Raw genomic sequence first — 15,925 nt, forward strand, 5'->3', positions numbered from 1 at the left:
AACAGTGATGTTCAGCAGTGTTCAGCGTAAATGTATCAGCAACAGGGATGCAGCCCGTTGATCTGACCACCCTGCGTGCTGTGCTCGCCGATCTAACCCAGGCTAAGACAGGTCGGGATCCAGTGTTGCCTGCCCGCGTGGAATGGATCCAACAGACCGATCTGTGGACGGTGATCATCGGTTTGCGCACCCTCACTGCCCGTCCCTGCCTGCTGTTGTGCTGGCACCCTCAGGCGGCCCGTCTCCACCTCTGTCAGCCACCTCCCAAAGAGCCGGACGGCTTTCAATTCAGCCAATTCCTTCAACGGCAACTGAAGGGTTTGGCTCTGACAGAGCTGGCTCTGCTGGACGATTGGGAACGGGTGGTTGACTTTCGCTTTGCCCCTCGGCCTGGGGATCCCCCTCATCGCCATCTCTACCTAGAGGTGATGGGCAAGTACAGCAACGCCATTTTGGTGGACGAGGCGGGCATGATTTTGGCCAGTGGTCATGGGGTGAGCGAGCGCCAATCGCGGATCCGTCCGGTACAACCGGGCCTGCCCTATGAAGCCCCCCCGGCCCTAACCGATCCGATCCCGCAGCGATCCGAGCCCTTCTCCTGCTGGCAAGAGCGCGTTGCCCTGATCCCCGGCCCCATCGGCCAACGGCTGTTGCGCTGTTATCGCGGCCTCAGTCGGCATTTGGTGGAAGCGATGTGCCATCAGGCTGGGATCCCGCCCCAAACCCCCAGCGATCACCTCTCTGCCCAGGATTGGCAGGCGCTGTTTGCCAGGTGGCAAGACTGGTTAACCCGTCTGGAAACCGGCCAGTTTGACCCGGCCCCAACTCCCCAGGGATACACCGTTCTCGGCTGGGCAAGCCCTCCCGTCAGCAGTGCCGTTCGCGTTGGTGGGACGGAGTCCCTGCAACAACCTTCTCGGCCCAACCTGCACCAACTTTTGGAAAGCTACTACCAGGCTCAGCTTAACCGCGAACAGTTTGAGCGAGAGCGCCACCGCCTGCTGCAAAGGGTATCCACCCTGCTGAAAAAGCTCTATCAGCGGCGAGAGCAATTTGAGGCAATGCTGGCCGACTCCACCCAAGCGGAAGCCTCCAAGCAGGCTGCCGACTTGTTGATGGCCCACCTCCACCTCTGGCGGCCAGGGCTGCACCACATCGAGCTGCCGGATTTTGCCAGCGGCCAGACGGTCAAGATCCCTCTCGACCCTGAGAAAAATGCTATTCTCAATGCCCAAGCCTACTACCGCAAGCACCGCAAACAAAAACGGGCCCAGGATGCCCTCCGACCTTTACAAGAGGCGCTCGGCCAAGAGATCCTCTACCTCGAGCAGGTGGAAGCGTCTCTACAGCAGCTGGAAACCTATCGGGATCCCCAAGACTTGACCACCCTCAAGGAAATTGAGACCGAGCTGATTGAACAGCGCTACTTGGAGAGTCCCACTCGCAACAGCGGGACAGAGTCTCTGCGGGCGAGCTCAAAACATGCCTCACCGGCAACCTTCAACCCCCACCGCTTTACCAGCCCCAGTGGCTTCTCCATTTGGGTGGGGCGCAACAACCTGCAAAATGATCAGCTCACCTTTCGCGTGGCTCAGGAACACGATTGGTGGTTTCATGCCCAAGAGATCCCCGGCAGTCATGTGCTGCTGCGCTTGCCCCCCGGCGCTGTGGCAGAAAGCGAAGATCTGCAGGCGGCTGCCGACTTGGCGGCCCATTTCAGCCGCGGTCGCCTCAGCGAACAGGTGCCGGTGGTCTATACCCGCCCGAAACTGGTGTTCAAACCCAAGGGATCCCCGCCCGGCATGGTCGTTTACAAGCAGGAGCAGGTGCTTTGGGGGCGGCCCAGCCGTGCTCAATTCCTCATTGCGTCAGCCCTCGTGAACACCGACGCGACCGGTGGCTTCGTTTCTGGCCCATGCCACGAGCAGGCTTGAGGGAATCTAGGGAAGAACCTTGAGGGAGTAAGGGGCGCTGCGGCCATAGCGGCTGGGGTCGTACATTTCTTCGGCCAAGGCAGGAGCCACCTGGAATTGGCCGGGGATCTCCGGACGGAAGAGATAGACAAACTCATGGCGACCCTGCTTGAGCTCGGTGCTGAAAAAGGCCACGCGGTCATCCCGATTCTCTTGGCGGGTCCAAAACCAGTCCCACCAGTAGTCTGGGGCCAAGCCGGTGAACTCTCGCGGATCCTGGGAGGTGATCTCGGCGCCGCTGGGCAGGGGATCCTCAATCACCACGTAGTGGCTGTCCCGCTCGGCTTCCACCGTCAACCGGGCCAGGAGGATTTCTCCGGCCCTTACTGTGTCGCCAGGGCGCAGCGGCTGCTCTCGGTAGCGGATCTCCCCGTTGGGTTGGAGCTGGGGCTGTAGGCGGAAGTAGCTGCGGCTCACTGCAAAGCCTTGGGCTTGAGAGGGCAGAGGGTTGGGGACGAAGGCTTCTCCCCTCAAGCTGTAGTAAAGGGGGCCAGGGCCGGACTTTTCCAGGCGCAGGCTGCTCAGGTTCCCCACTTCTGCGTCAGCCCAATCCAACCCATAGCGGGGATCCCCAGCGCCGGCCTGCCAGCGACCGAGAAGGGATCCGGTTGTCCCATCCAACACCCGCACCTCGCCGGGGCTGGGAAGCTGCTGCTGCTGGGCCTGGTAGTAGGCAGATAGGCCGAGGAGAGCATCGGCGGTGGCTTTGGTGGTGCGCCAGCGGTTGTTTTGCCGCTGCTGGAGAAGGGCCTCGGCAATCTGGGCAGCCCGGTCATCCTGCAAGCGAACGGCCAATTGCAAAAGCGGGCCGGCCACCTCCATGTCGTCGTAGGTGGAGCGCTCGTGGGTTGCCAAGGAAGAGGCAGCCGGGATAAACCAGCGCCCTTGGGGATCCTGTTGCCGCCGCTCCAGAACCTCATCCAGGGCTGCCTGGGCAAGATCCCTCTGGCCCAGTTGCAGGGCGGCCAGCCCTCGGTAGGCCAGGCCAAAGGTGGAAAGCTGGGCCGGCGGCGGCAGGTCGGCAGTTACCAAAGCGGGATCCCAGAGGGCCAGGCTGTAGGCGACAAAAGCCTGTAGATCGGGGGAGAGGGCTTGGGGCTGGGCCAGTTGAGCGGCCAGATAGTCCAAAGCCTGCCGCACCCGCCACTCTTTGAGGGCATAGCCGGCGGCTTGGGCAAGATGATATCCCTGCAGGATGTATCCGGTCAGATAGGGGTTGCTCCGGTCATGGGCCCACCAGCCCCAGCCCCCATCGTAGTTCTGGGATCCCTCCAGCCGCTGCAAGCCGGATCGAAGCACTCGAGGCAGCCGCTCCAGGGTTTGAGAGCGCAGGTTCAAGCCCAACTGCTCGCTGACTTGGGCGACGGCTAGGGCGGGCAAGAAGCGACTCAGGGTTTGCTCGGTGCAGCCGTAGGGGAACTTCACCAGGTAATCCAGCGGCCCCAGCAGGGTTGCTGCCGGGCTAGCGGCCAGTTCCAGATTTAGCTGCCGGGATCCCGGCACCCAGGTGGCGGGCCAATCCAGCGGCAACTCCAGACTGCCAGACTCCCCTTCACGCAAGCCAGACGGGGTTCCCAGTTGGCCCACTTGGGAGAAGCGATGCGCCGCCCCAAAGGGCTGGCTGGGGATCCGCAGTTGCAACGCATCTTTCAGCCCATTCCCTTCCGCCCAGACCCGCAGAGAGGTATCTCCGGCCCCCAGAACCTGGAGAGGCCATTCCACCCGCTCCGCTCCTTGGGCCGGCACGGTGAGGCGTTGTCGTTCCGGGCCTTGCAATTTCAAGATCCCACCGGCAGGAACAGGAACTTCCAGCCGCACCTCCACCGCTTGGGCTTGACCCGTGCGGTTTTGCACAATGGCCGCCAAGGTGAGCTGATCCTCCACCCGGAAAAAGCGGGGAGCGGCCAAGCGCACCAACAGGTCTTTGCTGACTGAGACCGTGGCAAGAGCGGATCCCACCTGGGTGTCGGCAGTGGCGGCGCGGGCGGTCAAGCGCCAGGTGGTCAGGTTGTCGGGCCAGCGCACCTGCACCTGAGCCAGGCCATCGGCATTGGTGACCAGATCCGGAAACCAGGCGGCGGTATCGCGAAAGTCTTCCCGCACTTGGCCGGCCAGCTTGTCAGCACCGCCGGGATATTGCTGAGGGAAAGAGGTAGTGGTGGTAACTTGGTTGTACTGGCGCCCATAGAAGAAGCGGCGAATATCCGGGGTGAAGTCGGGTCGCAATAGGTAGAGGGCATTGTCTACAATCCCTAGGCCCACCTCGGCGCTCACCGGCTGCCCTTGGGCGTCGCGGGTGCGGATTTGGATTTGGGCGGTCTCGCCCGGTCGATAGGTGGGTTTATCGGTTTGCAGCTCCACCTGCAAAAAGCGATCCAAGGGGGAGACCCGCAGCAGGGCCTCGCTTCGGTACAGCCGCCGCTCTGGGCCGATGGCAGTGGCAGTGACGTAGAGATTGGGACGATAGTCGCCGCGGATGGGCAGCCGCAGCGTGGCCGTATGCCCCTGGAGACGCAGCACCTGCACCTGGTGCAGCCGGGATCCCTCAATGCCCACCAGCACCGCCACATCCGGCAGCGGCGAGACTATCAGGATCTGGGCCTCCTCCCCCACCTGGTAGATCTGCCGATCCGCCACCACCTCCAGGCTGGGCAGGGATCCCCAACTTTGCAGGGGGCTGCCCGGCTCCACCACCCAGAGATAGTCCACCTCCTGCACCCGTTCGCGCCAGCGGTGCGGAGCACTTTGACGGCGGGGATCCCATGCCGTCAACCGCACCCGGTAGTCTCCCGGCTCCAGGTCGGCGGGCAAGCTGAGGGTGAGGCTGCCCTCCCCGTTGACAATCTGAAAAGGTTGCCGCAGCAGGGTACCTTGCCGTTGGTAGGTGCTGCTCTTGGGATCCCAGCGCCAGCGCTCCAGGCTCAGCTCTCCGGTGGCGCTGACGGGGCGGCCATCGTAATCGCGGGCTTGCAGCCGGTAGGTGAGGGTATCCCCCGGAGCGGGCAGGTGGCGGTCGGCCTCGGCAAAGAGGGCAAATTCGCCAGCTGTTACCCAGGCCCGCGCCGTTCCGGTCACGGTGCGACGGCTGATATCGGTCACCTCCACCTCGATGCGCAGTTGCTGCACCTCTTGGGGGCCCCAGTAGCTGTCTTCTTCCCAGTTGAGATCCTGCAGCAGGCGATCCAGGCGAAACTCCGCCCGCCCTTGGGCATCCGTCACCCCTTCCCCTTCCGCCACCAACTGGCCGTAGCCGCCGTAGTAGCCCTGCTCCTCTCCCAGGTCGTCGGCGAAATAGTCTTCCTCGGCAGAACGGGGCAACAGCCCATAGCGCAGGCTCCAGTCGGGGCTGCTGTAAACTCGGTAGCGGAGCTGGGCAGCGGCCACCGGCGCGCCGAAAAGATACTCGGCCTCCACCTGCACCTTCAGGGATCCCCCCCGCACCAGCCAAGGTCGGTCGGGCACCACCGCCACCTCAAACTCCGGCTTGCGGTAGGCTTCCACCTGAAAAGAGGTGTATTCGCCGCTGGATCCCTGCGGCCCTGACACCTGCCACTTCAGGCCGTAGCTGCCCAGGGACGCTTCTTCTGGCAGTTGAAACTCCCCATGGACACTGCCAAAAGCATTGGTGGCCAGGGTTTGTTCGCTCAACACATCCCCGTTGGGGGCCGTAAGGGTCAGTTGCACTGCTTGTCCTGGGGGGGGCGGCGTGAGGCGGGTTTGCTCTCGCACCAGGGCGCGGAAATAGACGGTTTGGCCAGGACGGTAGAGGGGACGATCCGTGTAGGCGTAGATCCGGTGGGGCTGGTTCCAGCCATAGGTGTAGCTGCGGGACAAAGCCTGCAGGGTGTTGTCGGCACTGCGGCCATAGACCACCAGGGAAGAACCCTCTCTCGCCGGCAGGCCAAAGCGGGCCAGCCCCTCTGCATCGGTGGTGGCCGTCAGGGGATCCCCCCACTCCCCGAAAACTTGGATCTGGATCCCGGCCAGGGGACGCAGCTCCCGCAGGTGCACCGCCTGCACCACCAACTGGCTGGCATCCTTCTTCTGGATGAGGCCGAGATCGCTCACCAAAAACCAATGGTCGAAACGGGGCAAGGGTGCAGCCGCATTCAGCGGCTCCCGGCCCTCCGCCTCCACCCAGTAGGCCCCCGGCGGCAGGATCCCCAGCTCCAAGGTTTGGGCTGTCCACCCCTCTCCCGCTCGTCGTGGCACCGGCTGCTGCCAACTGCGCACAAGCTCCCGCCGCAGGGTGGGATACAGAGCCGGATCCAGGGAGCCATAGTCAGCATCCGCCAAATCCCGCAAGAGAGGGGATCCCTGCAGCTCTGTCAGGGAAAAGCGATAGAGGCTAAGCTGCACCGAGCCCAGGCTGGTGGCCCGCCACTGCAGCCGCGCCGGTTCTGCGGTCGTAAACACCTGGCTGGTGCTGTAGAGATAGAGACCGGGGGGGACAAGCTGAGGGCGCAAGGTGGGGATCCGAACCGTTGCCCCCTCCCGCACCAGAACGGATCCCTGGCTGCCCACCGTTTCCAGGCCGGATCCCTGCACCGTCACCTGGTATTCCCCAACAGGCAATCGATCCAAGCGATATTCGCCATCTGCGGTCAAGCTGGAGCTGCGAGTGGCCGGGCCGGCGGCGATCACCCGGACGCTCTCCAGAGCTACCCCTGCCGGCAGCTCCACCCGTCCCGCCAGGGATCCCGTCGGCTGTTCGGAAAGCAAAACTGCCAGCCCCACCCCCAAAAACACCACCAGGGCCGCTAACCATCGCCTCAGCATGGGATCCCTTTCCTCCGTTGCTCCTACCCTGTGCCCTGGCCGCCCTGGGGGTTCAAGGGTCAGCCCAATCCACTACTTCACCAGCTCGAAGACGTTGAACATGGGCAGGTACATGGCCACGATAATGCAGCCCACCATACCGCCCAGGATCACGATCATCAACGGCTCCAGCAGGCTGGTGAGGGCGCGTACCGCCTCCTCCACCTCCAGCTCGTAGAAATCCGCCGTCTTCATCAGCATCGCGTCCAGCTCCCCCGTCTCTTCCCCCACGCTGATCATCTGAATGGCCATCAGGGGAAACACCTTGGCCTTAGCTAGGGCAGGGGCAATCTGCCCCCCCTCCGAGATGGATTGGCGGGCGGCGTCAATGGCGTTGGCCACCACCTGGTTGCCGGAGGTGTCGCGCACAATTTCCAAGGAAGTCAGCACCGGCACCCCGGAGCGGGTGAGAGCGCCAAAGGTGCGGCAGAAGCGAGCCACCGCCGACTTCTGGATCAGATCCCCGAAGGTAGGGAGCTTGAGGGCCAGCGCGTCGATGGTCTCCTTGCCGGCAGGGGTGCGGTAAAAGCGCCGGAAAGCAAAATAGACGGCCCCTAGAAAGCCCACCAGCCCCAAGCTGTACTGGGGCGTGCGCAGGAACTTGCTGATGTTGATAAAAAACTGGGTGAAGGCAGGCAGCTCCCCTCCCAAGTCGTTGTAGATGCTCTCAAACGTGGGCAAGATGAACAGCACCATCCCTAAAAAAATAAGGATTGCCAAAATTGTCACCACCACCGGATAGGTCATGGCTGATTTAATCTGCTTCTGCAGGCGATCCATGTCTTCCAGCAGCTTGGCCAGACGGTTGAGCACTTCATCCAGAACCCCCCCCACTTCTCCTGCCTGCACCATGCTGCAGTAAAGGCCATCAAAGGCATCCGGGAAAGGGCGAATGGAGTCAGAAAGGTTTTTCCCGGCTTCCACGTCTGAGCGAATGGCCCTCAGGTATTTTTTGAGCTTGGGGTTGCCGGTTTGCTCCTCCATGATGGTAAGAGAGCGCACCATCGACACGCCGGCGTTGATCAGGGCAGCGAACTGCCGGGAAAACACCGCCTTGTCGCGAATGTCGATGGATCCCAGCATCGACAAATCGAAAGACGTCTCCAAGGAGAAAAAGGGCTTTTCTTCCTGAATGTCCTCCTGTTTGGCAAAAATCCCGTCTCGGCGCAGCCGTGCACGAACTTCGGTCAAGCTGTTGGCCACCACCGTCAGGCGTACCGGCTGACCGGCCTTTAACCCCCGAACCTTGTAGCGCGGCATGGCTGTACCCCCGGCTAGATCGCTCTAAATAACGAAATGGCTTTAAATGTTTCGCAGGTGCAAAAGAGAAGTCAGCCCAAACCTTGGGCAGATCAACAATCTCTCAGCTAGAGCTTAGCCACAAATCAAGTCAGCGGCTAGAGATCGGTAATGAACCCTCACCCCGGGATCCCAGCACTGCCTGGTGGCAACGAGGTTTAGCGACGGGTGGCAACTGCTGGTGGCCGCTGTTGCTGGGCAGCCGCGGCTGGCGAGGGCCCGGTAACGTTGCCCAAAAGCCGTTGCAACTCCTCGGGGCGAGAGGTCTTAGACATGGCCGTATCGAAGTCAATCTTGCCCTGTAGGTAAAGGTTAGCCAGATCTTGCTCCAGCGTTTTCATGCCCTGCTTGCCCCCCGTCTGGATAGCCGAGTAGATCTGGGCCGTTTTGCCCTCCCGAATCAGGTTGGCAATGGCCGGCGTTACCACCATGATTTCCTGCACCAGCACCCGTCCAGGCTCTCCTGGCTTGGGATTGAGGCGGCGGGCCAGAGTTTGGGAGAAGACGGCCTTGAGGGAGTTGGAGAGCTGCACGCGAATCTGCTGCTGCTGCTCGGGCGGAAACACATCCACCAAGCGATCCACCGTCTGGGCGGCAGAACTGGTGTGTACCGTGGCAAAGCAGAGGTGGCCCGTCTCGGCGGCGGTAATGGCCAACTGGATGGTCTCCAGATCCCGCATCTCCCCGATCAGGATCACATCCGGATCCTCCCGCATCGCTGCCCGCAGGGCATTGGCAAAACTCTTGGTGTCTTCCCCCAGTTGCCGCTGGTGGATGATGCTGCGAATGGGGGTGTAGATATACTCAATGGGATCCTCGATGGTGAGGATGTGCTCGGCCCGTTCGCGGTTGATCATGTCGATCATGGAAGCCAGCGTAGTCGATTTGCCAGATCCCGTTGGGCCGGTTACCAGCACCAAGCCCCGCGGCAGGCGAGCTGCTTCCTTACACACATCCGGCAGGCCCAGCTTGTCGATGTTGGGGATCTCAGAAGCCAGGGCCCGCATGGCGCAAGCATAGGTGCCGCGATCGCGGTAGACGTTCACGCGGAAGCGCCCGATCCCCCGCACCCCATAGGAGCAGTCCAATTCCCAGTTTTGCTCCAGCTGCTTGCGCTGGTTGTTGTTCAGCATGCTGAAGATCAACCGCTGCACCTCCTCTGCCGAGAGAGGCTCATGCTCTGTCGGCTCAAGGTGACCATTGATGCGGAAGTAGGGGGGCAAACCCGCCGAGATATGAATGTCGGAACCGCCCTTTTGGACGATTGCTTCCATGAGGTCTTCGATCATCAGTTGGGGCATAGGGTTGGGTTCTCCAAAGGCGAGTAGAACTGTCTATCAAAAGAGCCGCCGGCCAAAGCCATGTGAGAAAGGCAACTGTATAGGACTGTTATAGTCGGCACCCCAACATCGTCAAGTGCCAAGCCGACTTCCTAAAACTTCGGGGTCAGGCAATAGGGGCAGTCCATCCAGTCCACATGCAAGGCCGCGCCACAGTTGCGGCAGGTGCTGAGAGCCTTGGCACGGGCCTTCAGCTCGCTTTCCAGACCCTTGTCGGTGAGGGTCACCCGATCCACCTCCTCCAGCGTGGTGAGGCCCTGCTTCACCAGCATCAAACTGTAGGCCAGCAGGGTTTTCATGCCACTTTCCACCGCCGCTTCTTTGATCACCTCCGTGGGGGCCTCTTTGTTGATCAAGTCCGCAAGGCGGTCGTTCATGCGCATGAACTCGTACACCCCTACCCGACCTTTGTAGCCCACGCCCCCACACTTCTCGCAGATGGGCTTGCCGGTGGCCTTGCGCTGCTCCACTTCTTTGGGGGAGAGCTTGTTGGCTTTGTAAAAGGTGAGCTGCTCGCCGTCGCCACTGAGGGTAAGGCCATAGCGGGCCAGCTCTTCCGGCGTGGGGTGGTAGGGGATCCGACATTCGGTACACACCCGGCGCATCAAGCGCTGGGCCAACACCCCCAGCAACGAGCTGGAGATCATAAATGGCTCGATCCCCATCTCCGTCAGACGGGCAATGGCACCGGGGGCATCGTTGGTGTGCAGCGTGGTCAACACCAAGTGGCCCGTGAGGGAGGCTTCGATGGCGGTTTTGGCCGTCTCGTGGTCGCGGGTTTCCCCCACCAGGATGACATCCGGGTCTTGCCGCAGGAAGGCCCGCAGGATCATGGCAAAGTCCATGCCCTTTTCTCGGATCACCTGCACCTGAGTGATCCCCGGCAGCGAGTATTCAATGGGATCCTCGGCGGTGCTGATGTTGATGCCCGGGTCGTTCACCTCCGCCAGGGCCGAGTAGAGGGTGGTGGTTTTCCCGGATCCCGTTGGCCCAGTTACCAGAATTAGGCCAAAGGGTCGCTTGACAATCTCCTTGAAGCTTTCCAAGGTCTCTGGGTCGGTGATCAGCTTGTCCAGCCCCAGTTGGGTGGCGGAGTTGTCCAGAACCCGCAGCACGATCTTTTCCCCATAGCGGGAGGGCAGGGTGCTGACCCGGAAGTCCACCTTGCGCCCCTTGAAGACCCGCCGGATCCGCCCATCCTGGGGCATGCGCCGCTCGGCAATATTCAGGTTGGAGATGATTTTAAAGCGGGCAGTGAGGGCGGGGACGATCTTCTTGGGAAAGTTTTCAAAAGCCTGCCGCAACACCCCATCTTTGCGGAAGCGGATGCGCAGGTATTCTTCTTGTGGCTCGATGTGGATGTCGGACGCCCCATCCTGCAGGGCCTTGACCAGGATCTGGTTGGACAGTTTAATAATCGGGGCATCATCTGCCGATTTGACCTGCTGCTCCAGGGATCCCTCGCCGGCCTCATCGGCAGCCACATCCTCAATAGCATCCAGATCGATTTCGGCAGTGTTGACCACCACCTCTTCTTCCTGTTGGGCAGCAGCCGCCTGTTGGGCAGCAGCCGCGTCGTTGATCCCCTTGATGGCCAGCAGCTCCGCCTGCGCATCCATGTAGCGGTTGATCAGGGTCTCGAAATCCCGCTGGGTGAAGACCCGCCGCTGCAGCTTCAGCCCCTGGATGCGGAAGCGCCGTTGAATGTCGTCCAGTGCCTGCAGGTTGTCTGGCTTGACCATCGCCACCGTCACCTGATTGTCTCGACGGCGAATGGGCAAGAATTTGTAGCGGTTGCAGATGTCGAGGGGCAAGATCGAGTCGATCAGCCCAATCATCTCGGAGATCTCCACCGGCTCCAGGTCGATGTCGAGGGAGGGGATCCCGTAGATGATTTTCAGTTCAAAGAGCTGCTGCCGTTTGTAAGCCCGCTCCAGGTCAGGGGTGATCTCTTTGCCCACGATATCCTTGACCACCAGAGCCAGGGCCTTGCTGTTGCCCTCTCGATCCGCTTTGAGGGCGTTTTGGATGTCCTGGATCTGCTTATCGTCGGCAAAGCCCAGCTCCTTTAACTTGCGGCCAAAGGGGGTAATGCTGACGTTGGCGATGGCCAGAGCTTTGCTGGCAGCGCCGGCGCGGCGCGAGGTAAAGGGAGGGGAAGGAAGATCGCTCATGCTGGCGGGTCACCCACAATGCCTCTATTTCACTGCACTTGGCTGCTAAGGGTCAACGGTAAAGATACATAAGTCTGGACTTCCCAGAGGCCGCCAACCCTGGGCTTACTATGCCCCAACTCGGCTCAAATCTCGCATTCACATCCATCTCCTCCCCTAAGCCTCGCAGACCAACGCTTGCGACCGCTGGGTCAAGTAAAGATTTTCGCTGTAATCGACAGGGCAGTCGATGAGGGTGGGCACCGGCTGCTCGAGGGCCTGCTTCAGGATGGGGATCAGCTCGGCAGCCTTTTCGACGCGGTAGCCCTTGAGGCCCATGCTCTCCGCCAGCTTGACGAAGTCTGGATTGCCGAACTTGACGAAAGCAGCCTCGTTGTATTGATTGTGTTGCTTCCACTCGATCAGCCCATAGCCGCCATCGTTGAAGATGAGAGTTACAAAGGGAGTGCCCACCCTGAGGGCAGTTTCCAGCTCTTGGCAGTTCATCATGAACCCTCCATCTCCGGTTACGGCCACGATGCGCCGGTCGGGATGCACCAATTTGGCGGCCAAGGCCCCCGGAATGGCGATGCCCATGGCGGCAAAGCCGTTGGAGATGAGACAGGTGTTGGGTTTGTCACAGTGGTAGAGGCGGGCCATCCACATTTTGTGGGCACCGACATCGGAGATGACGATGTCTTCGGGTTCCAGGACTTGGCGCAGGTCGTAGATCAGCTTTTGGGGTTTGATCGGGTAGCTCTGATCGTGGGCATAGCAGGTGTACTCGCGGACGATGTTCTGCCGCAGGCTGAGGCCATAGGGATCCGGCTTGCCCGTGCGATCGCAGCGGCGCAGGATCTCCATCAGGGAGTCGGAAATGTCTCCCACCACCTCCACTTGCGGGATGTAGCTGCTGTCGATTTCTGCGGGCAGGGCAGCGATGTGAACGATGGGGATGGTGCCGTCGGGGTTCCATTTCTTGGGAGAGTACTCGATGAGGTCGTAGCCGACGGCGATCAACAGATCGGTTCGGTCGAAACCACAACTGACCAGATCCCGCTGTTGCAGGCCAACGGCCCACAAGGACAAGGGGTGGGTGTAGGGGATCACCCCTTTGCCCATGAAGGTGTTGACCACGGGGATGTTCAAGCGGGTGGCAAATTCCGTGAGGGCGCTGCTGGCTTGGGCGCGAATGGCCCCATTGCCGGCCAAAATCAAGGGGTTGCGGGCGCGGGAGATCAGGGAGGCCGCTTCGTTCAGGCTTTGATAGGAAGCGTAGGTTTTGTCCAGGCGATCTCTCCTCAAGGGAGTGCCGCTGGCTTCCATGGCGGCAATGTTTTCCGGCAAGTCGATGTGGACGGCCCCGGGCTTCTCGGTTTGGGCCAATTTGAAAGCCTTGCGCACGATCTCCGGGGTGATGCTGGGGCGCACGATCTGGGCATTCCACTTGGTGACGGGGGCAAACATGGCCACCAAATCCAGGTATTGATGGGATTCGATGTGCATGCGGTCGGTGCCGACTTGGCCGGTGATGGCCACTAGGGGTGCTCCATCCAGGTTGGCATCGGCAACTCCGGTCATCAGGTTGGTGGCGCCCGGCCCCAAGGTGGAGAGACACACCCCCGCTCTGCCCGTCAGCCGGCCATAGACATCGGCCATGAAGGCGGCCCCCTGTTCGTGGCGGGTGGTGATAAAGCGAATTGAGGAGCGGCGCAGGGCTTGCAGGACTTCCAGGTTTTCTTCGCCAGGAACGCCGAAGATGTACTGCACCCCCTCATTTTCCAGGCAGCGAACCAGCAGTTCGGCGGTATTCATGGTGGCAAGGGTATGGAGAACGGTGGATCTGGATCCCACCATAGACGGCGGACGGGGCAAGGGATAACTTGTTTTCTGGGCTTGGGGACGGGGGCAGGCTGGGCTGGGAACCAAGCTAAGCTCAAAGGGGCGGCCCAGGCCCAATTGCTCCTCCAAGCTTCCTCTTCTGGAGATGCCCATGCGGCTCTACGTCGAACCTTTCACCGTTCACAAGCGCTACGCCTTGACCATCAGCCGAGGTACCCACAGCGATACAACCTTGGCTTGGGTGCGAATTGAGGAGGAGGGAGTTGAAGGGTGGGGAGAGGCTTGCCCTTTTTCGGTGAGCGACGACTACCACCAGTCTCTGGACGACATCCTGATGGGCTTGGACGTGGCCAAAGGGATCCTGCGCCGCCATTCCCCCTGGGAGCGACAGCCAATCGAGGCAGAACTGCTGCGGGCCGGGATCCCTTCGGCAGCGCGGGCAGCGGTGGATATGGCCCTGCACGATTGGATGGGCAAACGGCTGGGGAGGCCCCTGTGGCAGTTGTGGGGGCTGGATCGCTCCCGCATTCCGCCCACGACGATGACGATCGGCATCTCCACCCCGCAGGCGGCCCGCCAGCGCGCCTTGGCCTGGATGGAACAGACCCAAGCGCGGGCCTTTAAGATCAAGCTGGGCAGCGGCTCAGGACTGATGGCGGATCAGAACATGCTGATTGCCGTGCAGGAGGTGATCCCGCTGGGATCCCTGATTACAGTGGATGCCAACGGCGCTTGGACGGTGGAGCAAACCCTGAGCATGAGCAACTGGCTGGCGGGGCAAGGGGTGAGCTACCTGGAGCAGCCTTTGGAGAGGGGGCAGGAAGCGAAGCTGATCACCCTCTGGCACGAGTCGAAGCTGCCCATTTTTGTGGATGAGAGCTGTATGGACAGCCGCGATATCCCCCCTCTGGTGGATCGCGTCCACGGGATCAACATTAAGCTGATGAAGTGCGGAGGCCTCAGCGAAGCCTGGCGCATGATCCACACCGCCAAAGCCCACGGCCTACAGGTGATGTTGGGCTGCTACAGCAACACAGCTCTGGGGAATACGGCGGCGGCCCACTTGGCTCCCCTGGTGGATTACCTGGACTTGGATAGCCACCTCAACCTCATCGACGATCCCTTTGCCGGGGCCATCCTGCAGGACGGCTGCCTGCTCCCCACCGACCGACCGGGTTTAGGGGTAGAGCTGCGGGAGGAATAATGGGAAGGCCGGAATCCCTGTCCAGCGAAAGTCGCGTGGCCATCCTGCTCCACGGGGGATTGCTGGGGGAGCATGGGAAAACGGGGCTGGGGCTGCTGCGCTACGGCTCCTTCCCGGTGGTGGCGGTGATCGACCGGGAGCAGGCGGGGGGATCCCTGGCCCATCTGACCGGAATTGCCAAAGACATTCCCATCGTGGCCTCGGTGGAGGAGGCGCTGGCCCACCGGCCTGAAGTTCTGGTGATTGGGATCGCCCCTTCAGGGGGGCAGTTGCCGCCAGCCTGGCGGGAGGAGTTGGGCCTGGCCCTGCGAGCTGGCCTGTCTCTGGTGAATGGGCTGCACACGCCTTTGGCCGAGGATCCCCAGTTTCGGCAGTGGTTGCAGCCGGGGGCCTGGATCTGGGATATTCGCCGCGAGCCCCCCAACCTGTCGGTGGGGAAAGCCCTGGCCCGCACCCTGCCCTGTAAACGGGTGTTGACGGTGGGCACCGACATGAGCGTGGGCAAAATGTCCACCAGCTTGGAGCTGCACCGGGCCAGCCTGAGACGGGGCCTGCGCTCCCGCTTTTTGGCCACCGGGCAAACTGGGATTCTGATCGGCAGCGAGGGGATCCCTTTGGATGCGGTGCGGGTGGACTATGCCAGTGGGGCGGTGGAGCAACTGATCTTACGCTATGGCTCTGACCACGACATTCTGCACCTGGAAGGCCAGGGATCCCTGCTCAACCCCGCCTCTACGGCCACCTTGCCTCTGTTGCGTGGATCCCAGCCCACCCACCTTATCCTGGTACACCGCGCCGGCCAGACCCACATCAAGGGGATAGACTACGTGCCCATCCCGCCCTTACCCAAGGTGATTGAGCTGTATGAACAGGTGGCGGCAGCTGCCGGGGCTTTTGCCCCCGCGCCCGTGGTGGGGATTGCCCTCAATACCTTCGGCTGGGAGGAAGAAGCGGCCCTGGAGCAGATCCGCCGGGTGGAGGCTGAGACCGGACGGCCCTGTACAGATGTGGTGCGCTTTGGGGCAGATCCCTTGTTGGAGGCAATTCTGGCGGCAGGATAACTCAGTTTGCAGACAGCGGATCCACTCCCATTGTCCATCTGGGAAAAACTCATCATCTTCAACAGGTGAGCGATTCAGATGGTTCCCGGTGCCGTTGTCTTCTCTGAGATGCGATCTCCTCAGCCAGGTATTCTCGATCCAAGTCGCTCCCATTGGCCGGGGGCCAGGAACTGGGCTTGCTCCGTGTTCAGAGAAGAGCATGACTCTAGTCAATAATAAGCTCAACTATACTGAA

Annotated in this window: 8 protein-coding genes; 3 read left to right on the forward strand and 5 right to left on the reverse strand. The window is 61.5% G+C overall.

Going from position 1 to position 15,925, the window contains the following annotated elements; translation table 11 throughout:
- Positions 1–47: 47 nt before the first annotated feature.
- Positions 48–1,934, forward strand: coding sequence for an NFACT family protein (locus NW843_RS08000; protein WP_414522621.1), 1,887 nt, complete (start codon positions 48–50; stop codon positions 1,932–1,934).
- A 6-nt stretch (positions 1,935–1,940) separates the two neighbouring features.
- Here the strand turns inward: NW843_RS08000 and NW843_RS08005 are convergent, their stop codons facing one another.
- From NW843_RS08005 to NW843_RS08025, 5 genes are all read right to left on the reverse strand, one after another.
- Complete coding sequence (locus NW843_RS08005; protein ID WP_414522622.1) at positions 1,941–6,752, reverse strand: alpha-2-macroglobulin family protein; 4,812 nt, start codon at positions 6,750–6,752, stop codon at positions 1,941–1,943.
- A gap of 72 nt (positions 6,753–6,824) precedes the next feature.
- Positions 6,825–8,051 carry a type II secretion system F family protein gene (locus NW843_RS08010; protein ID WP_414522623.1) on the reverse strand — a complete coding sequence of 409 codons (1,227 nt, stop codon included), beginning with the start codon at positions 8,049–8,051 and terminating at the stop codon, positions 6,825–6,827.
- A 197-nt stretch (positions 8,052–8,248) separates the two neighbouring features.
- Entirely contained in the window at positions 8,249–9,391 is a 1,143-nt protein-coding gene (locus tag NW843_RS08015) for a type IV pilus twitching motility protein PilT (protein WP_414352159.1), read from the reverse strand.
- A 131-nt stretch (positions 9,392–9,522) separates the two neighbouring features.
- On the reverse strand, positions 9,523–11,604 hold the full coding sequence (locus NW843_RS08020; protein ID WP_414522624.1) for a GspE/PulE family protein: 2,082 nt from the start codon (positions 11,602–11,604) through the stop codon (positions 9,523–9,525).
- 156 nt (positions 11,605–11,760) lie between these two features.
- Complete coding sequence (locus NW843_RS08025) at positions 11,761–13,398, reverse strand: acetolactate synthase large subunit (protein WP_414522626.1); 1,638 nt, start codon at positions 13,396–13,398, stop codon at positions 11,761–11,763.
- A gap of 178 nt (positions 13,399–13,576) precedes the next feature.
- On the opposite strand from NW843_RS08025, the gene NW843_RS08030 reads away from it, so the two are divergent.
- Together NW843_RS08030 and NW843_RS08035 are read left to right on the forward strand one after the other, a co-directional pair.
- Positions 13,577–14,629 (forward strand): dipeptide epimerase, encoded by a 1,053-nt coding sequence (locus tag NW843_RS08030; protein WP_414342327.1) that lies wholly within the window; start codon positions 13,577–13,579, stop codon positions 14,627–14,629.
- Positions 14,629–15,690 carry a DUF1611 domain-containing protein gene (locus NW843_RS08035; protein WP_414522625.1) on the forward strand — a complete coding sequence of 354 codons (1,062 nt, stop codon included), beginning with the start codon at positions 14,629–14,631 and terminating at the stop codon, positions 15,688–15,690. Before NW843_RS08030 ends, NW843_RS08035 begins: the two co-directional genes overlap by 1 nt.
- The last annotated feature ends 235 nt before the right edge of the window (positions 15,691–15,925 follow it).

The organism is Synechococcus sp. R5-12 (assembly GCF_047502655.1).
Taxonomy (GTDB): Bacteria; Cyanobacteriota; Cyanobacteriia; order Thermostichales; family Thermostichaceae; genus Thermostichus.